The sequence below is a fragment of the Pseudomonas sp. FSL R10-0399 genome (assembly GCF_009600165.1).
Lineage (GTDB): Bacteria > Pseudomonadota > Gammaproteobacteria > Pseudomonadales > Pseudomonadaceae > Aquipseudomonas > Aquipseudomonas helleri.
Genome location: NZ_WIWK01000027.1, coordinates 40,394 through 57,810, shown reverse-complemented (window position 1 = coordinate 57,810; position 17,417 = coordinate 40,394). Strand labels below are relative to the sequence as shown.

General features: G+C 53.1%; 19 protein-coding genes. 16 read left to right on the top strand and 3 right to left on the bottom strand.

Going from position 1 to position 17,417, the window contains the following annotated elements:
* Positions 1–1,224: 1,224 nt before the first annotated feature.
* Positions 1,225–2,409 carry a plasmid replication initiator TrfA gene (gene trfA / locus GHO41_RS10565; RefSeq protein WP_153433521.1) on the bottom strand — a complete coding sequence of 395 codons (1,185 nt, stop codon included), beginning with the start codon at positions 2,407–2,409 and terminating at the stop codon, positions 1,225–1,227.
* 253 nt (positions 2,410–2,662) lie between these two features.
* Here trfA and GHO41_RS10560 point away from each other — a divergent pair, with 253 nt between their 5' ends.
* The 16 genes from GHO41_RS10560 to GHO41_RS10485 all read left to right on the top strand — a co-directional run bounded on the left by GHO41_RS10560 (position 2,663) and on the right by GHO41_RS10485 (position 15,585).
* Positions 2,663–3,037 carry a transcriptional regulator gene (locus GHO41_RS10560; RefSeq protein WP_120266781.1) on the top strand — a complete coding sequence of 125 codons (375 nt, stop codon included), beginning with the start codon at positions 2,663–2,665 and terminating at the stop codon, positions 3,035–3,037.
* Positions 3,038–3,300: 263 nt separating this feature from the next.
* Positions 3,301–4,263, top strand: coding sequence for a P-type conjugative transfer ATPase TrbB (gene trbB / locus GHO41_RS10555; protein WP_153433520.1), 963 nt, complete (start codon positions 3,301–3,303; stop codon positions 4,261–4,263).
* An 11-nt stretch (positions 4,264–4,274) separates the two neighbouring features.
* Complete coding sequence (locus GHO41_RS10550; RefSeq protein WP_086799779.1) at positions 4,275–4,709, top strand: TrbC/VirB2 family protein; 435 nt, start codon at positions 4,275–4,277, stop codon at positions 4,707–4,709.
* Between the two features lie 5 nt (positions 4,710–4,714).
* Positions 4,715–5,026 (top strand): conjugal transfer protein TrbD, encoded by a 312-nt coding sequence (locus GHO41_RS10545; RefSeq protein WP_086799782.1) that lies wholly within the window; start codon positions 4,715–4,717, stop codon positions 5,024–5,026.
* The gene (locus GHO41_RS10540; RefSeq protein ID WP_153433519.1) at positions 5,023–7,575 is read left to right on the top strand and encodes a conjugal transfer protein TrbE; all 2,553 of its coding nucleotides are present in this window, start codon (positions 5,023–5,025) and stop codon (positions 7,573–7,575) included. Before GHO41_RS10545 ends, GHO41_RS10540 begins: the two co-directional genes overlap by 4 nt.
* Positions 7,572–8,303, top strand: coding sequence for a VirB8/TrbF family protein (locus GHO41_RS10535; protein WP_086799789.1), 732 nt, complete (start codon positions 7,572–7,574; stop codon positions 8,301–8,303). The genes GHO41_RS10540 and GHO41_RS10535 overlap by 4 nt, the downstream gene beginning before the upstream one ends.
* A 20-nt stretch (positions 8,304–8,323) precedes the next feature.
* Positions 8,324–9,220, top strand: a complete 897-nt coding sequence (gene trbG / locus GHO41_RS10530; RefSeq protein WP_153433518.1) for a P-type conjugative transfer protein TrbG — start codon at positions 8,324–8,326, stop codon at positions 9,218–9,220.
* 107 nt (positions 9,221–9,327) lie between these two features.
* Entirely contained in the window at positions 9,328–9,681 is a 354-nt protein-coding gene (locus GHO41_RS10525) for a conjugal transfer protein TrbH (protein ID WP_256678723.1), read from the top strand.
* Between the two features lie 77 nt (positions 9,682–9,758).
* Positions 9,759–11,096, top strand: coding sequence for a TrbI/VirB10 family protein (locus GHO41_RS10520; protein WP_371928892.1), 1,338 nt, complete (start codon positions 9,759–9,761; stop codon positions 11,094–11,096).
* 15 nt (positions 11,097–11,111) lie between these two features.
* Positions 11,112–11,894 (top strand): P-type conjugative transfer protein TrbJ, encoded by a 783-nt coding sequence (gene trbJ / locus GHO41_RS10515; RefSeq protein ID WP_153433515.1) that lies wholly within the window; start codon positions 11,112–11,114, stop codon positions 11,892–11,894.
* A 13-nt stretch (positions 11,895–11,907) separates the two neighbouring features.
* Positions 11,908–12,111: a hypothetical protein gene (locus GHO41_RS10510; RefSeq protein ID WP_153433514.1), complete on the top strand. Its 204-nt coding sequence runs from the start codon at positions 11,908–11,910 to the stop codon at positions 12,109–12,111.
* Positions 12,108–13,643, top strand: a complete 1,536-nt coding sequence (trbL, locus tag GHO41_RS10505) for a P-type conjugative transfer protein TrbL (RefSeq protein WP_218580248.1) — start codon at positions 12,108–12,110, stop codon at positions 13,641–13,643. Before GHO41_RS10510 ends, trbL begins: the two co-directional genes overlap by 4 nt.
* A 10-nt stretch (positions 13,644–13,653) precedes the next feature.
* Positions 13,654–13,953, top strand: a complete 300-nt coding sequence (locus GHO41_RS10500) for a TrbM/KikA/MpfK family conjugal transfer protein (RefSeq protein WP_153433513.1) — start codon at positions 13,654–13,656, stop codon at positions 13,951–13,953.
* 10 nt (positions 13,954–13,963) lie between these two features.
* On the top strand, positions 13,964–14,620 hold the full coding sequence (locus tag GHO41_RS10495) for a transglycosylase SLT domain-containing protein (protein WP_153433512.1): 657 nt from the start codon (positions 13,964–13,966) through the stop codon (positions 14,618–14,620).
* 10 nt (positions 14,621–14,630) lie between these two features.
* Positions 14,631–15,362 (top strand): TraX family protein, encoded by a 732-nt coding sequence (locus GHO41_RS10490; protein WP_153433511.1) that lies wholly within the window; start codon positions 14,631–14,633, stop codon positions 15,360–15,362.
* A gap of 28 nt (positions 15,363–15,390) precedes the next feature.
* A complete protein-coding gene (locus GHO41_RS10485) occupies positions 15,391–15,585 on the top strand; it encodes a hypothetical protein (protein ID WP_153433510.1) in 195 nt (64 codons plus the stop codon).
* 359 nt (positions 15,586–15,944) lie between these two features.
* Here GHO41_RS10485 and GHO41_RS10480 read toward each other — a convergent pair whose 3' ends face one another.
* Together GHO41_RS10480 and GHO41_RS10475 are read right to left on the bottom strand one after the other, a co-directional pair.
* Positions 15,945–16,397, bottom strand: coding sequence for a hypothetical protein (locus GHO41_RS10480; protein WP_153433509.1), 453 nt, complete (start codon positions 16,395–16,397; stop codon positions 15,945–15,947).
* 279 nt (positions 16,398–16,676) lie between these two features.
* Complete coding sequence (locus GHO41_RS10475) at positions 16,677–17,384, bottom strand: hypothetical protein (protein WP_153433508.1); 708 nt, start codon at positions 17,382–17,384, stop codon at positions 16,677–16,679.
* Between the last annotated feature and the right edge of the window lie 33 nt (positions 17,385–17,417).

The following is a 17,417-nucleotide window of genomic DNA, read 5'->3' as shown; positions in this document are numbered from 1 at the left end:
CAGGATCTGCATCAACAATCGCTTAACACTTGGGGGGCTTTTTGACCTGGACGCACACACGGCCAGCACCTGGTCAAACTCCAGCAAGCCCCGGCCGGCAGGATCTGCATCAACAATCGCTTAACACTTGGGGGGCCTTTTAACCTGGACGCACGCACGGTCACACTTGATGGACAGTGAAGCTTCTTTGATTAAATAAGGATTAGAAAAGGATTAGGACATATTTGCGCATTCTGCGCTATCCCTTACTGCGCAAGGCCTACAGCCGATTTCAACCTGTGGATAGTGTGCACCGTATCCCATACTTTCGTACATCGTGTCCCACAGCTCTGTGCATCGTATCCCATGTCTAGTGCATCGCATCCCATGACCTGGTGCATCGTATCCCCCGTCGAAAAATACGTTTATCCAGCAAGCCCCGGCCAGCAGGATCTGCATTGACGTTCTGCCAACACTTGAGGGGCTTTTAATTCTAAAAGGCAGCTCGATGCTCGATCCGACCACCGACCAAGAACCCACCTCCCTTCTGGCGTACCCATCATGGGCCTCTAACGCGCAGGAAGCGTTCTAGTCTTGTGGTTTCTTGGAAGCGACGATGCAAAGGGGGCTTTTTCCCTTTGCGTAGCGAAGCGATCAAGGCGGCGCGAAGCGACGTTGACTGCCTCCGGGGTGAAGGACGCTTGCGGCCGAGGGGCGTAGCCCCTGGGGGGATGGGAGAGCCGCTTGCGGCTCGGGAGGGATTGAGAAGGGGGGTCTCCCCCCTTCGGCGCGGTTGGTTAAAAACAGGGTTTATAGATAAGGGTTTAAAGAAGGGGTTTAAGAGAAAGGGTTAGATGCACCGCGAAAATGCTCGCAAGCCATTGATTTTACAGGGGTTAACGTCAGAATGGCGGCCCCTCAAGTGTCGGTAGCCAGGCCCCTCAAGTGTCGGTACTTCTGCCCCTGATGTGTTAGGTCGGTCGCCCCTGATGTGTTAGTAAGCAGCCCCTCAAGTGTTAGTACAAAATGGCGGTTATCCACGCGGTTATCCACAAAAACGGTGGATAACCCCCTGTTGGTTGCCGCGATTTCGATCAAAAAGGCTTGACCTGATGCACTGCTCACGGTTTTAGCGATTCTGAGGCCGAAAAAAGGGGGCTTAGCCCCCCAAGTGTTAAGCTCCGCCTTTTCCTGGCCCCTCAAGTGTTAGGAGTTGCCCGAATTGTCCCGCATTTGTCCCCATCACTAGCGAACGCAGTGGATGAAATCCTTCTCGACCCATGTTTTCTCAACCAGACCTATTTCCTCCAGCTCTTTGCATGCCTCCCTCGACTGCTCGGCCCATTTCTTCTTGCGGGTAGACTCTGATCCGCAGATGAGGCGGAACGTCTCCAGCTTGAGTGGGTAGGGGGTTGCGTGTGTCACGAAATAATCGAACATCCGGCGTGCTGTTGGGGAAAGGGTTCGGTACTTCGACCACATAACTTTCGAGTAATGATCGTTGGCAAACAGCACAACCAGATACGGGTCAAGCTGGGCCTTGCATACCGCTCTCTTTTGACCGTCTTTCTCTATGTCAAAGTCGCCTAGCAGTGAAAGGTTTTTAAGGGTGCTGTGCCGTGGGGATTTGATCGAAAAGCACGTTGCTTTGAGCCGCTTTAGACAGCTTAGCGCCCGGTTGTAATAGAACTTGTTGATGTGCCAACCAAGGTCGGTGCAGAGCTGGTAAAGCGTGAATTCCACATTCCGGCCCAGCGGTGAATGCTTCGCGTACTCTAGGATCTGCTGCCAAACCAATTCATCATCGTCTGCACGCAGCTCAATCCCGGTGTACGTGATTTCAATCTCTTGGTTGTAGTGGTAGATCAACTTGTCTTCGCATGCCGCTCTCTTTTGCCCCTTGTTCCTGGTAGTGAAGACAGCCGATCGGCCCCAGTCATTCGGGATAGCGCGTAGGTCGTCGTCCCACGGGGCTACTTGAAATAGCGACATTTCCATTTGTTGCATTTCAGTGATGGCCGCTACCATCTTTTCGTTGTTCTTCCGCTCTTGTACTGCATCCGCAATATCGTCAATCGGTGTCCGGGGTGATTTCTTGGATGTGCCTTTTGTGGGCAGGCCGGCAAGCTCTGGTTGCTTGCGTGTACTAAGGGCTGCGTCCAGGTGGTCGGCTACGGTGCGTTTCTTGGGGCGAGCGGCTACCGCGGCCGGCGCATCGCTTGCGCTTGGTGACGGTGTAGGGGCATCGAAATCAATCATGCTGGATTCGGTCACTGCTGTAGCAATAGCAGGAACCGATTGGACGCCAGGCAGGGAAGTCGCTGCAACATAAACAGACTTTGCAGCCTGCAACGCTGCCTCTTCGGGCGACAGCCCGGTTTTCACCAGCTCCGCAATGTGCTTTCGAGCGGCGTTTGTTAGGTCGGCCATTGTCACTCCTTTACATATAAACAGCCGGCTAAATCCGGCTATGTCACCCCGTGCCGTGCAAATCTTACTCGCCTGTGCCAGCGGGATCACGCGCAATAGAAAAATAGCGTTTACCGAAACTACGCACAAAATGTAAGATGGCCGTTATACGGGGAGACGATTTGCTAACCAAAGGATACTTTAGCTAAAGAATCTTCAACGGTCAAGAATTTTAGCGGCTAAAATTAGCCCTGCATCGAGGCACCGACCGACTGTGCATAATGCCATTTTTTTTACTAACGTCCTGCGTTTGCTGGGTGAGCGGGGCATGACCAAGCATGAGCTAGCCAAGCTCACGGGCGTCTCTATTTCTGTTCTATCTGAGATTACAAACGGGAAGGGCAACCCCACCCTAAAGACCCTTGCGGCCATTGCTGAAGCCCTGCAAACGCCATTGCCCATGCTTTTGGAGTCCACCGACTTAGATAGCAAGGTTCTGGACGATGCCGCAGGAACTCATGTGCCATCAAGCCTGCCACCCGGCTACTGTCGTTATTGCGCGACTCTGACCAATCACCAGGCGTTCCAGGTGCGCAAGTGGCACGAGTACAATGTTGCAAAGATCCGGGAAAAATCTAACGCCCCATAACATCAAAAATTTTAGCGGCTAAAACCAAGGCTCCTAACAAGGGGTCTTTTTTTCAGCCAGAATGTTTCCGTTTGGCACAACCGGCCGCCTGCCTGGCGCAGTCGGTGTTTTATGAACAGCGCGGGATGCGCGTAGCGATAAAGTCACGGAAGGCGAAGTAAAGTTTTTTATCATTGATAAAAACGATGCTGAGTGATTGCCCTTAACTAAGTTTCGGTATATCGTTTGCCACATTCGCACCTGTGACGAATTTGGAGCAAACGATGAGTGAACAAAACGGCGACCAGGAAACGGTCAAAAAGCGCGTTACCGAGCGCCTACGTCGCGACCTGGGGCCTTTGGTTGAGGGTGCGCTAAACGACCCAAAAACTACCGATATCCTGCTTAATGCGGATGGGCAGCTCTGGCTGAAACGATTGGGTGAGCCAACCCGTGTCATCGGGACGATGGAGGCATGGCGCGCAACGTCAATCATAAAGACGCTCGCCGGTCTACTCGGTAAAACCGTTGGGGCAAAAGAGCCAATCCTTGACGGCGAATTGCCTTTCGGCAATGAACGATTTGCCGGCCAGCTCCCGCCAGTGGTTTCGTCTCCGTGCTTTGCGATCCGTAAACCCGCCATCACGGTCTTCCCGCTCGACAGCTATGTCGAACAGGGGATCATGACTCAAGCGCAATGTGACGCCATCAAGAAGGCTGTACGCGAACACAAGAACATTCTTGTGGTCGGTGGAACCGGCTCGGGAAAGACAACTCTCATCAACGCCGTTATTCAAGAAATGGTCGATAACGACCCGAATGAACGTGTGTTCATCATTGAAGACACGGGCGAAATCCAGTGTTCCGCCATTAACTGCGTTCAGTACCACACCACGCTTGAAGTCAGCATGACTGACTTGCTCAAAACGACCCTCCGGATGCTGCCTGATCGCATCATCGTCGGTGAAGTCCGTGGTTCAGAGGCACTCGACCTCTTGGACTCCTGGAACACCGGCCATGACGGCGGCGCGGGCACGCTCCACGCAAACAGCGCTGAATCTGCCTTGCAACGCCTCAAGTCCCTCGTCACCCGCAACAAGCACGCTCCAACCGATATTGAACCGCTGATTGCTGAGGCGGTTCACGTAATCGTGCAAATCAACCGGAAGTCAGAAGTCCGCCGAGTAGAAGCGATTCTCGAAATCGTCGGATATGAAAACGGCAACTACATCACCAACACCCTCTAGGAGTAACACCCATGCAAAACAAAACTTCCCGCGTTAACAACAAGGCACTTTTCGCCGCAGGTGCAGCGCTGATGATGCTTCTGAGCGCTCATCCCGCATTCGCGTCCAGCACCGCTGGGGGCGGTCTTCCTTTTGATGACTGGTTTACAACCATCCGCTCGTCCATCACGGGGCCATTCGCCTTTACCGCGGCGATTGTCGGCCTGGTTGGTGCCGGTGCCACATTGATTTTCGGCGGCGATATGAACGGTTTCCTGCGCACCTTGATCTTCATCGTCCTGGTGTTGTGCTTCATCGTCGCAGCACAAAACACCTTGTCGGCCATCACCGGCCAAGGCGCTGAAATCACCGCTGCGCACGATATGGCTGCGAAGTCTGCCGACTGGATCACCAGCAAGGTCGAGGCTGTTCGCTCGGCTACTGCTCGCTTGGTAGTAGGAGCGTAAACCCCATGGCACTACGCAAGATCCCTATTCGTCGGGCCGGCAATCGCCATAACCTTTTCATGGGTGGGGATCGTGAAATGGTTATGTTCAGCGGCTTGCTGGCCGCCATCTTGGTCTTTGCTGCGCAAGATTGGCTGGCCTTTTTCCTGGGCGTTGGCATGTGGTTCGCCTCGCTTTGGATGCTGCGCAAGATGGGCAAATCTGACCCTCTTATGCGCTTTGTCTATCTGCGCAACCGCCGATACAAGCCCTTTTACCCGCCGCGTGCCACTCCCTTCCGCGAAAACGGCACCTCTCAAGGGAAGCAATACAAATGATTGAATCACTGCTCATCTCAATTGCGGTCGTGGGCGTCCTGTTGGTGCTGTTTTTGCTCTCGCAGGTACGCAAGGTCAATGAAGACCTTCGACTCAAAAAACATCAGTCCACCGAAGCTGGCCTTGCGGATCTTCTCAATTACGCTGCTGTCGTCGATGACGGCGTGATTGTTGGCAAGAACGGTTCTTTCATGGCTGCGTGGCTGTACAAAGGATCTGACAACGCCAGTGCAACCCATGTAGAGCGGGAAATGAACTCGTTCCGCATCAACCAGGCGCTGGCCAACATGGGCAGTGGCTGGATGGTTCACGTCGATGCAGTCCGTAGGCCAGCTCCGAACTACAGCCATCCAAGCCAATCGAATTTCCCTGACCCGGTATCGGCAGCAATTGACGAAGAACGTCGCCGTACCTTTGAAGGGCTGGGTAATTTGTACGAAGGCTTCTTTATCATCACCGTAACGTGGTTCCCGCCAATGCTTGCCGAGCGCAAGTTTGTTGAGCTGATGTTCCATGACGATTCAGACAAGCCAAACAACAAAGCACGCACACATCACTTGATCGACTTCTTCAAAAAAGAGGTCAAAAACATCGAATCGCGCATGTCCTCCGCTGTGTCCATGGAGCGCCTGCGTGGTCAAAAAATCATGAATGAGGACGGGTCAACCGTCACTCATGATGAGTTCCTGCAATGGCTCCAGTTCTGCGTTACCGCCATCAATCATGCCGTGATGCTGCCAACCAATCCGATCTACATCGACAACCTGATTGGGGGCAAAGAGCTGTATACCGGCGTAACGCCAAAGCTGGGCCGCAAATTCATCCAGGTAGTCGCCATTGAGGGTTTCCCTCTGGAGTCCTCGCCCGGAATCCTGACGCGCCTTGCTGAGCTGCCTGTTGAATATCGCTGGTCGAACCGTTTCATCTTCATGGATCACCATGAGGCTGTGTCGCACCTGGAGAAGTTTCGCAAGAAATGGAAGCAGAAGATCCGGGGTTTCTTTGACCAGGTATTCAACACCAACGGCGGCACTGTCGATGAGGATGCCGTTTCTATGGTGGCCGATGCTGCATCGGCTATTGCTGAAACCAATAGCGGCATGGTTGCGCAAGGCTTCTATACCAGTGTCGTAGTGCTGATGGACGAAAGTCGGTCAGTGGTGGAAACGGCCGCGCTCCAGCTTGAAAAGGCTATCAACGCGATGGCGTTCACCGCTCGCGTCGAAACCATCAACACCATGGATGCCTTCATGGGTTCACTGCCAGGCCACGGCGTAGAGAACGTGCGCCGGCCTCTCATCAATACGATGAACCTGGCCGACTTGATCCCGACAAGCACCATCTGGACCGGCGAGAACTTCGCACCTAACCCACTGATGCCACCTAACTCGCCGCCGCTGATGCACGGGCTTACCAGTGGTAACTCGCCTTTCCGAGTCAACATTGATGTGCGCGACTTGGGGCACACCATCATGTTTGGCCCGACTCGGGCGGGTAAGTCTACGCACCTGGCAATCCTCGCCATGTCATGGCGCCGATACTCCAATGCCAGGCTGTTTACATTCGACAAGGGTATGTCGATGTATCCGAGCTGCAAGGCTGCTGGGGGGGCTCACTACGTTGTGGCAGGGGCCGGCGAAAAGCTCGCTTTCGCTCCCTTGTCCAACCTGGTGACTCGCTCGCGCCGTGCATGGGCAATGGGCTGGATTGACGACCTGCTGGCATTGAACGGCCTCAAGACCACCCCAGAACAGCGCAACCTAATTGCCGAAACCATTATTGAAATGGGCACGGTCGAGGAAAAAGAAGGGCGTCCGGGAACGCTGTCTGAATTCACCGCGAAAGTTCAGGACATTGACATTCGGGCGGCACTCAAGGACTACACCATTGACGGCCTTATGGGTCACTTGCTCGATGCGGAAGAGGATCAGCTCTCTATTTCCGACTTCATCACTTTTGAAATCGAACACCTGATGGACTTGGGGGATCGCTACGCGCTGCCTGTCTTGCTTTACCTGTTCATGCGAATTCAAGAAGCGCTGGATGGTCGGCCAACCCTGATTATTCTCGATGAGGCTTGGCTAATGCTGGGTCACGATGTGTTCCGCGAGAAAATCCGCGAGTGGCTTAAAACCCTGGCAAAGAAAAACTGCCGCGTACTGATGGCAACTCAGAACCTTTCTGACGCCTCTCAATCGGGGATTCTGGACGTCATTGTTGAATCCACGGCCACCAAAATCTACCTGCCGAATATGTATGCGCGTGATGAAGCAGCGACCGCGCTTTACCTCCGCATGGGCCTCAACCTGCGCCAGATTGAAATCATCGCTACTGCCCAGCAAAAGCGCGATTACTACCTGGTATCTGAGAAAGGCCGCCGCCTATACAGCCTTGCACTAGGCCCGCTGGCTCTCTCCTTCGTCGGTGCGACCGGCCCAGACGACATAGCAATCATCAAGAAGCTAGAGGAACAGCACGGCGATTCGTGGGTGCATGTGTGGCTCCGCGACCGTGGCTTGAGCCTTGATAACTACAGGAGTGCAGCATGAGCATTTTCAATCGCCGCAAAGACGCGGAAACAGAAGTAGCCGGCGCAACTTTAGCCGCTAAAGAGAAAGTCAATAATCCATATCTCAATGCTCGCCGTTCGTGGAATGGGCATGTGATGGGAGTTATGTCTTCTCTCCAGGTATGGCAGACCGTGGGGATCGTTTCCCTGCTCATTGTCATGGGGGCAGTAGGCGGCATTGCTCACATTGGCGCGCAATCAAAGATCATTCCTATGGTGTTCCAACAAGATGCCTCGGCCAACACGGTTTCCGTGACTTTGCTGGATCGGGTGCCTGATGCAGTTCTGACCGACTACCAAGCAGCGGTGACAAACTTCATCAGCAACACACGGTTGGTAACTCCAGATGTAAGCCTCCAGCGAAAAGCCGTGCTGGCCTCTTATGCGTACCTTGCCCCGCAAGATCCGGCAACGATGAAAGCCAATGAATTCCTCAATGGCTCCCCTGAGCGGAACCCGTTCAAGCGCGCGGAAAACGAAACCGTGTCGGTTGAGATTCGATCTGCTCTGCCACAAACCAAAGACACCTGGCAGGTGGATTGGACTGAGACAGTTCGCAGCCGGGACGGCTCGCTCAAAGGCAACCCGTACAACATGCGAGCGCTCATCAACGTCTATCAAAACAAAGATATGTCAGTAGACAGAAACACTTTTGTGAACGGGCACTTCATCTTCATTCGCGACTTTAACTGGTCGAAACAACTTTAATCCTGGGGCGGACACTCCATATGAAAAAGACACTGATTTCCTCGTTAATTGCCGGCGTTCTTTTGCCAGGTTTTGTACAAGCAGCCGACAGCCAAGCGGATATGGCAAACAAGTATTTTGCCCCGGACACTGTGAAGCTGACCCCGCAGGAGCAAAAAGCTATCGGGATCGGCAAAAAATGGCAGACCGGCCAAGCGACTAGCAACGCGACACCAGGCGGCGACGGCGCCATTACCTTCCTGTACGGCAGTGGGCAAACCCAAGTGGTCTGCGCTGTACTCCAGGTCTGCGATATCTCCCTGCAGCCTGGCGAGCAGTTCAACACGCTGAACGGTGGCGATCCTCGTTTCACCGTAGAGCCTGGCATCAGCGGCTCCGGTGCAGACCAAACCGTTCACTTGATTTTGAAGCCGCTGGACGTGGGCCTGGATACCGCGCTGGTCGTGATGACCGACCGCCGTACTTACCATTTCCGTCTGCGTTCAACTCGTAATGAAAGCATGCCTTACGCGCGCTTCATGTATCCCGAAGATGCTGCTGCCAAGTGGGTGTCGATCAGGAATGCCGAGGCTAAAGACCGTCACGACAACACGATTCCGCAAACTCGGGAATATCTGGGCAACCTGGACTTTAACTATTCCATCGACGGCAAGGCGCGCTGGAAGCCAGTACGTGTGTACAACGACGGTACGAAAACCATCATTGAAATGCCGGATGGCATGCGTCAAAGCGAGTCTCCAACCCTCCTGGTAGTACGTCGCGACGGCGGTATTTTCCGCGATGCTGAAACGCAAATGGTCAACTACCGCGTCCAGGGCAATCGCTATGTGGTGGACACGATTTTCGACAAGGCAATTCTGGTTGCCGGCGTCGGATCGAGCCAGGACAAAATCACCATTGAGCGGGAGGCCAAGTGATGCGCAAAGTTCTCCTGATCTCGGCACTTATCGCCGGCTTGAGTGGGTGTGCAACAAATTCCCCATACGGGAATTATTCGGCAGCCCCGGCCGCGCATGACAAAAACATGGCGAGCGACACCGTTGCGCACCTAGTCACTATGTATCCACCTGCGCGGACTCGCTTGAACATCATGCAGCCCACCGAAGATGCCTACGGAACGGCCTTGGTAGCGCTTCTGCGCGGCCGTGGCTACTCCGTGAACGAGTACGCGTCGGAAGCTGCCAAAAAGGCCCAACCGGCTACTCAGGCGGCTTTCGCTCCCGGTGTAGACCTCCACTATGTAGTTGACTCGCTCGCACCTGCCGCAGACCTGTACCGGGTCACGGTAGTGGTGGGCAATCAGCCGATCAGCCGAGCCTACATTCCACAAAAAAACGGGACTGTCGCAGCGGCGGGTTCCTGGGCGCGTAAGGAGTAATTGCCATGGCTGACACCGACCAAATGTCGCCGGATTCGTCGCCAGGCGCTTCCAGCAAAAAGACCGGCGTGCGCCGGGTGAACAACGTGCCTTTGATGATTGGCATTGCGGTTCTCGCGCTCTTTATGGGCCTTATCGCAATGGTGGCCGTCAAGCGTTCCAATCAAGCCAATGTGGAACATGCGGCGACCGCGCAAGGGAAGGGCGGGGATAGCTCTCTGATGGCTGCCGATATCGTTGGGGGCCGTGCTGACGGCTTGATCCCAGAGGCCAAAGCTGAGCCGCCACTTTTGCCCCCGGCCGATCCGCAAGCACCTACAACGCCTAACGGCGTGCCTGTGGCTCGCGTAGAAAACCCGAATGCGCCACCGCAACCGCCTCGCGGGAATGGCGGCCCACGCTCGCCAGAAGATCAGGAAGACGAACAGTTGCGTCAACGGAAAATGCAGCTTTTCCAAACCGCAGTTGGAGCTAAAACGGCAATCACCCTGCCGGATCTGAGCCGTGTCGGCACTGGAACAACTGACGATACTCCGAAAACCCCTGACGAAATGGTTGATCGCATTGCGCAGGTTCGCCGGCAAATCGACCAGCAGCGCTCGACCGATCCGAATGCGGCCTATCAAGCCCAACTTCGCCAGGTACAAGGAAACATGGGCGGCGGTAGCGGTGGTGGTTACGGCGGCGGCCGTTCGGGCGGATCGTCGGGCATGATGCTGGCCTCGTCGTCCAGCGACACCGGTAAGGACTATGGCACTTTTGACGGCAACGGCAAAAAAGATCGTTGGGCGTTGAACTCCAAAATGGAGGCTCCAACTACACCGTTCGAGATTCGGGCCGGCGCTGTCATTCCTGGAATCATGCTGAGCGGCATCAACTCTGATTTGCCAGGCCAAATCATGGCGCAGGTTTCGCAGGACGTGTATGACACGGCCACCGGCAAATACCTGCTTATTCCTCAAGGGACTCGCATGGTTGGCACCTACTCCAGCGATGTTGGTTATGGACAAGAAGGCGTACTGATTGCCTGGCAGCGCCTGGTATTTCCTGATGGCAAGGCTTTGGACATTGGAGCAATGCCAGGCGCAGACATGGCCGGCTACTCTGGCTTCCGTGACAAGGTGAATCATCACCTGTTGCGGCTCTACGGATCGGCGTTGTTCATGGCCGGCATCACCGCAGGCGCTTCCATTGCAACTCAGGACAACAACAACTCTGTTGGCTACCAACAACCTTCGGTTAGCAGCGAATTGAGTTCTGCGCTTGGGCAGCAACTGGGCCAAGTGTCCGCGCAAATCATCTCTAAAAACTTGAACATTTCCCCGACAATCGAAATTCGTCCGGGCTATCGCTTTAACATTGTTGCTGTCAAAGACGTGACATTCACCAAGGCTTATCAGTCGTTTGACTACTAACGCAAGGAGCAAGTTATGTTTTCTAAGAATTCCATTTTAGCGGCTAAAGTTTTCGCACTTTCCGCATCAGTTAGTTTTGTAGTTTGCCAACCGGCTTCGGCAGGCATTCCAGTAGCAGACGGCTTGAATCTGAGCCAAACGACTGTCACCGCAGCGAATCAAGTTGCGCAAGTTGCAAAACAAATTGAGCAATACAAAACCCAATTACAACAATACGAAAACATGCTGCAAAACACGGCCGCACCAGGGGCTTACATCTGGAGCGAAGTAAACAGCGTAATTAACAAGGTTGTGTCTGCCCAGCAAACCCTTGACTATTACAAAAACCAATCCGGGTCGATTGATCGGTACTTGTCAAAGTATGAAAACGTCAGCTATTACCGGAATTCGCCATGCTTTCAGATTGGCGGATGCTCTGACAGCGAGCGGGAAGCTCTGGAAACGCGCCGCGCAGATAACTCCGACGCTGTAAAACGGGCAAACGCGGACGTAATCAAAAGTGTCGATCAGCAACAACAGACGTTGACCACTGATGCCCAAAAACTGCAACAGCTCCAATCTCAAGCCACGACCGCAACCGGCCAGATGCAGGCACTTCAAGCGGCTAACCAGTTGGCCGCAGCGCAGGGTAATCAGCTTCTGCAAATCCGCGGCATGTTGCTGGCACAGAACCAGGCCGCAGCAACCTTGGCTCAACAACAAGCCGACCGCCAGGCTCAAGAAGATGCTTCATCTACGAAGCTGCGAGAAAAATCCAACATCACCAGGTCTGAGCCGTCTACCTGGTCGTTTCAGTAACTAAGGGGTATTTATGCAAATCAAACGCCTTGTAACTGCGTCCCTATTAGCTCTCGTTGCAGCCGTTAGCGGCTGCAAGGAGGAAAAGTACGAAGTAGCCAGTCCAAATTGCTCCAACCCGGCAACTGCCAGTGATACGTCCAAGTGCCCGCGCCAGGACGGCAATATTACTCGCAGCCAGCCGAAAACCTGGTCAATGGATAGCGAGAAAAAATGATGAAAATGACCAAGCCAGGAAAAGCCACTTGTGCGGCGGCACTAGCCGTACTTGGCTTGTTTCTCACCCCCGAAGTAGCGCTTGCGGCTGCTGACACCGGAATCATGGATTCGGTAATGGGAAAATATCAACAAGCCGCAAGCGCCTGGGGTGCCAGGATGGTGTCCTATGGTTCCTGGATTTTTTGGGGGCTAGCTCTGATAAGTATGGTTTGGACTTACGGCATGATGATCTTGCGTAAAGCGGACATTGGTGAGTTCTTTGCTGAAACCATTCGTTTCTTTGGCACACTTGGCTTCTTCTACTGGATTCTATTGAATGGCCCTGCAATATCTGACGCCGTTATCAAGAGCATGTGGATGATGGGCTCAGCCGCAGTAGGGGGAGCGTCGAGCTTCACGCCATCTGGAATCACCGATATTGGCTTTGACATCTTTTTTAAAGCTCTTGATGAATCATCGTCGTTCTCTCCGGTAGACAGCGCCGCTGCAATTATAATTTCGGGCTGTGTCCTGGTCGTGCTGGCACTTGTGGCCGTAAACATGCTTTTGCTGTTTGTTTCAGCGTGGATTCTTATGTACGGCGGAGTTGTCTTTCTTGGCTTCGGCGGTTCCCGCTGGACTTCCGATATAGCTATCACCTATTACAAAACAGTCCTGGGGATTGGTGCCCAGCTCATGGGGATGGTGCTTCTTGTTGGTATCGGTAAGACCTTTATTGACCAGGCATACGCCGGGATGAGCGAAGGCATCAACCTAAAAGAGCTGGGCGTGCTGGGTATCACCGCAGTGGTATTGCTGTATCTAACTAACAAAATCCCTCCAATGCTGGCCGGGATCGTTGGTGGTGCGTCTACTGGTGGGGTCGGTGGCTTTGGTGCCGGTGCAGCTATGGGCGCAGCCGTCGCCGCCGCTGGTATCGCCGCAGGTGTTGCCAGCGCAGGTGCGTCTATGGCCTTGGGCGGCGCCGCTAACCTCGCAGGTGCAGGCTCTGCACTCAAGGCCGCTTTCCAATCCGCCCAAGAGAACATGGGTGGCGGCGGTGGTGGCAGCGGCGAAGGTGGCGGCGCTGGTGACACTGGCAACATCGGCGGATCTGAGGGCGGCGGTGGCGGCGGTGGCAGCGGTAGCGGTGGCGGTGGCGGTGGCGGCTCTAGCTTTGGTCAGGCTATGGGCACCGCTGGGCGCTTCGCGGCTGATATGGCTGGCAGCTTGGCAAGTGGCGCGAAAGAGGGCCTATCTGCAAAAGCATCCTCGATGGCAGCCGCAGCTAATGAGCGAGTCAGCAACACCGTGGGCGGAAAGCTCGCATCTGAAATCAATGGTACTGCCGGCCAGGCTCGCGCAGACCAACAAACCATGGCGCAGGCTGCTGCAATCAATCAGCAACAATCCCTCCAGGAAGCCCGCGACGTAGTTGCTCAACACTCCAATCCAGCGCCAGACGTAGCCCCTCAATTCGACGGCGACAGCGTGGGTAGTGGCGGCAACAACAATGATGAAATTAACGCATTCGTTAACGGTAAAGCATAAGGACATAAACATGAGAAAAGTTATTAGTGCCACGTTAATTACTATCGCTTTAGCAGCCCAAGCCGCACCGGCTTTCGCTAAAGACCCATGCGAAACCGTTCTTTGCATGGCTGGAATGCTGCAAGGGCAGGGCACCGTTGACGGCTGCGACGGCCCGGTTAACGACTTCTTCAGCATTGTCAAAAAGAAGCATGGCAAGTTCAAACCTGATGCAACTCAGGATGCGCGTAGGCAGTTTGTTAACCAGTGCGAAAGTGACAATGGCTGGGGTGACAAGATTGCCGATAAATACGGCAAATTTCGGATGTGAGGTAAGACATATGCCATTTCTTGATCTGCCGCCACAAATGCAAGAGCGCGTCGTTTGCTCCGTTACGGCCGCCATCAAGTACGAGGTGCCCGCGAACCTGGTTCTCGCCGTGGCAGAAAAAGAAGGCGGCAAACCAGGCCAGCGGGTGAGAAATTCCAACGGCACTGATGACGTAGGAGCTATGCAGTTCAATACCGCCTACCTGCGCGATCTGGAGCGTCAATACGGCATTACGGCTGATGACGTTGCGCAGGCGGGTTGCTACTCCTATGACCTGGCCGCGTGGCGGCTGCGTGGCCATATCCGCAATGACTCCGGCGATTTGTGGACGCGCGCAGCTAACTACCATTCACGCACGCCCCAATACAATGCGCCGTATCGGGCCGATCTGATGAAAAGGGCTGAAAAGTGGGGAACCTGGTTGTCTGAACGCTTCGTTACCTACGATCCGAATGCAGCCGGCGCACCGGCCATCGTCGCCGGTACGGCGACGGTCGAAGGGACGCCAAAGGAAAAGGCTGTAACCATTACTCAAGCCGCGATCACGGCAATGGCGGAACCTGTCCAGGCGGCACCGAAAAAAGTCACTGTGACCCACCACCGAACCTACAACCAGGCAGCCGAACGCGCATTGGCAGATATGTACGCACCTGGAATGGTGAAATAGGGTAGGGGCCATGAATCAGATAGCAGCTCGCATCGCCTCCTGGCCTCGGCCGGAAATTGCCAATGGCACCATCGAGGCGCTGAAATGGCTCGCCCTGGTGTTGATGATTGGCGATCACATCAACAAATACCTCTTGAACGACACCGTAGCCTGGCTGTACGACGCTGGCCGCCTGACAATGCCGTTGTTCGTGTTTGTTCTGGCGTACAACCTGGCTCGTCCTGGAGCGCTTGAGAGCGGCGCCTATCGTCGCACTATGATTCGCCTGGCTATTTTCGGCGCCTTGGCTTCACCGGCATTCCTGGCACTCGGGGGCCTGGTCAACGGTTGGTGGCCGCTGAATATCCTCTTTACCCTGTTCGTCCTGACCGCCACGCTGCGCCTGCTCGAAATGGGTCGGCCTCAAGGTTACATGGCTGCTGGGTTGGCCTTTGCCCTAGGCGGTAGCCTGGTTGAATTTTGGTGGCCAGCTCTGGCCTTTGGCGTAGCGATCTGGATCTACACAAAACAGCCATCAGTGCCGGCACTGATTCTGGCATTTGTGTCTTGCGCTGCACTTGGATACATCAACAGTAACCAATGGGCGCTGGCCTCGATCTTGATCCTGTTAGTTGCGCCATTCGTGGCCCTGCCGTGCCCTCGGCTACGTTGGTTCTTCTACGCTTTTTATCCCGCTCACTTGACCCTGATCTGGCTCGCGCGAATCCCTATGCGCCAGGCTGGGTATTTGTTCTTTACATAATTTTTAGCCGCTAAATGGAGTTATAGAAATGGCACTATCAGATGCAGAAATCGGCATGTTCTCCATAAATCTGAAAAAGACCATCACGGGGTTTTTCTTAGAAAAGAAACAGGCCGGCGAGCCTGGCTATACCCTCGAAATGAACGACTCAACACTTGCAACCATGTTGCTTACATCGCATCCAGAATCGTTGGATGACAAAAGCCCGGACGGCTATGTGTAGCGACCTGCAAACGAAAACGCCCCGACCTGCAATCAACGTGCGTTTCGGCCAGGATTAAGTGCGACTGTCCGGATCGGCAAGCCAGCATTAACTGCGAATGAGCCTGCATTCAGCCGTGCGGGCTTGCATTCCATCGCCGCCAGCCAGAATTACCTGCGACTGAACCAGTCGTGCGAAATTGCACTCCACTTGACCAGTCATTTGCATCGGATTTGACCAGCACGCTTCGTGGCCATGACCGGCAGAGAACGACCCGGAGCCGACACTCAGATTCGGCTATCAAATCAAGGGTTTTAATTTATAACAACCAAAGCTGGTCGTTCGAGCAATAAATTTCTCTATATTCATGGCGTAGCTAATCAGGGAAGGTAAATACGATTTTTATATAGATTGTCACACATGTTTTTAACGTTTAATTCGTTCTGTGTGCTCTCTGCGACTCGATTCTGCCATGCTAATTTGTCGGCCTTAAGTACATTGGCAGGATACTTTTGCTGCGCTTCATTAATTATTTTAATATAGTATGCTGATGCCCATTTTGATTTTTCATACTCTTCGTTTGATGAATATATAGGCATGCATCGATTTGCATTATATGCGCCATTCATATACATCTCGACATTTATTTTGAGGTCGGCAGCAGATTGCTCTTTTAGCTCATTAGGCATAATGCGGCCATCAAGGCACATTTCATAAGTTATAGTTGCGGAGACAATTGCATCTTTTCTGGCTGCATCAAGATTACTATTACCCTCTCCTGCGTTGCCATGCGAAGTCACGCCATATAGCTCTGCCTTGTCGATGATGGCCATTGGGATTCCAGGTCGGAGGTTATTGGCCTTACTTGCATTTTGTTTTACCGTGACTAGATTGCTATCATCCTTCTTTGATAAATGAGCGGTTGCCGCCCAAAAGGAGATCTCTGCGAGATCTCCACACGTAGCCGATGTTATTGCTGGGACTTGAACTGTTTCGTAAGAATATGCTTGCGGTAAAAATACAAAAAACAAAGTACATACTGATAATAGACAAACTTTCATAGTTTTCAACTTTTGGTGAGTGCAGGCGAATACGGGAATCGATATAACTCCTTATCTTGGTTGCAAATATTCATAAACGCCATTCTGAGTGTTCCCCGTTATTGTTATGATTGTTGGTATATCCACATAAACTCCAGGAATCGTCGCTTGATATGTACACATAACCACATTAGGCATCGTTTCCACAGCATCAAAAACACTTGCTTCTTTAAGGGGTTTTTTGCTGAGAATGTCGCTTAGGAAATAATTGCATGATTTTACAATTTTTTTGTAATCTGCCTCAAGTTTCTTTCTCTCGGCAATACCGTTCGGGCTCCTTTTATATTCTGCCTGGGCTTTTTGTGTTTTTGCAATCGTTTCTTCTCTCTCCAACTTTGCTTCGTTTAAATCGCGCCGCTTTTTTTCCTCTAGCTCTTGCCTTTTTTTATTTTTCAGATCGGCAATACCCCCAATACATTTCTGGCTAACTTTGTTAGTTGATCGGTTATAGCACTCAGGGTATTCTTTGGCCACGCAACTTTCGTCAACCCTGGAAGATAAATGGCCCCCTAACACATATATCAAGCATTCCCTTCCGGGATTTGCTTCTTCGTCAATACAGCCAGCATAGTTATCTTTGCCTAGATTCCTGCATCTAACTGGCTCTTTGGCAAGGAAATCATAAGTTTTCTGCGTCAGTCTTGGGGGGTCTAAGGTTGTACTGCATCCGGCAGTCGTAAGTAAAAAAAATATAATTATTGTTATGCGAAAAATATTCATCTATATAAACCCCGGCGCCTTATTTAACATGTT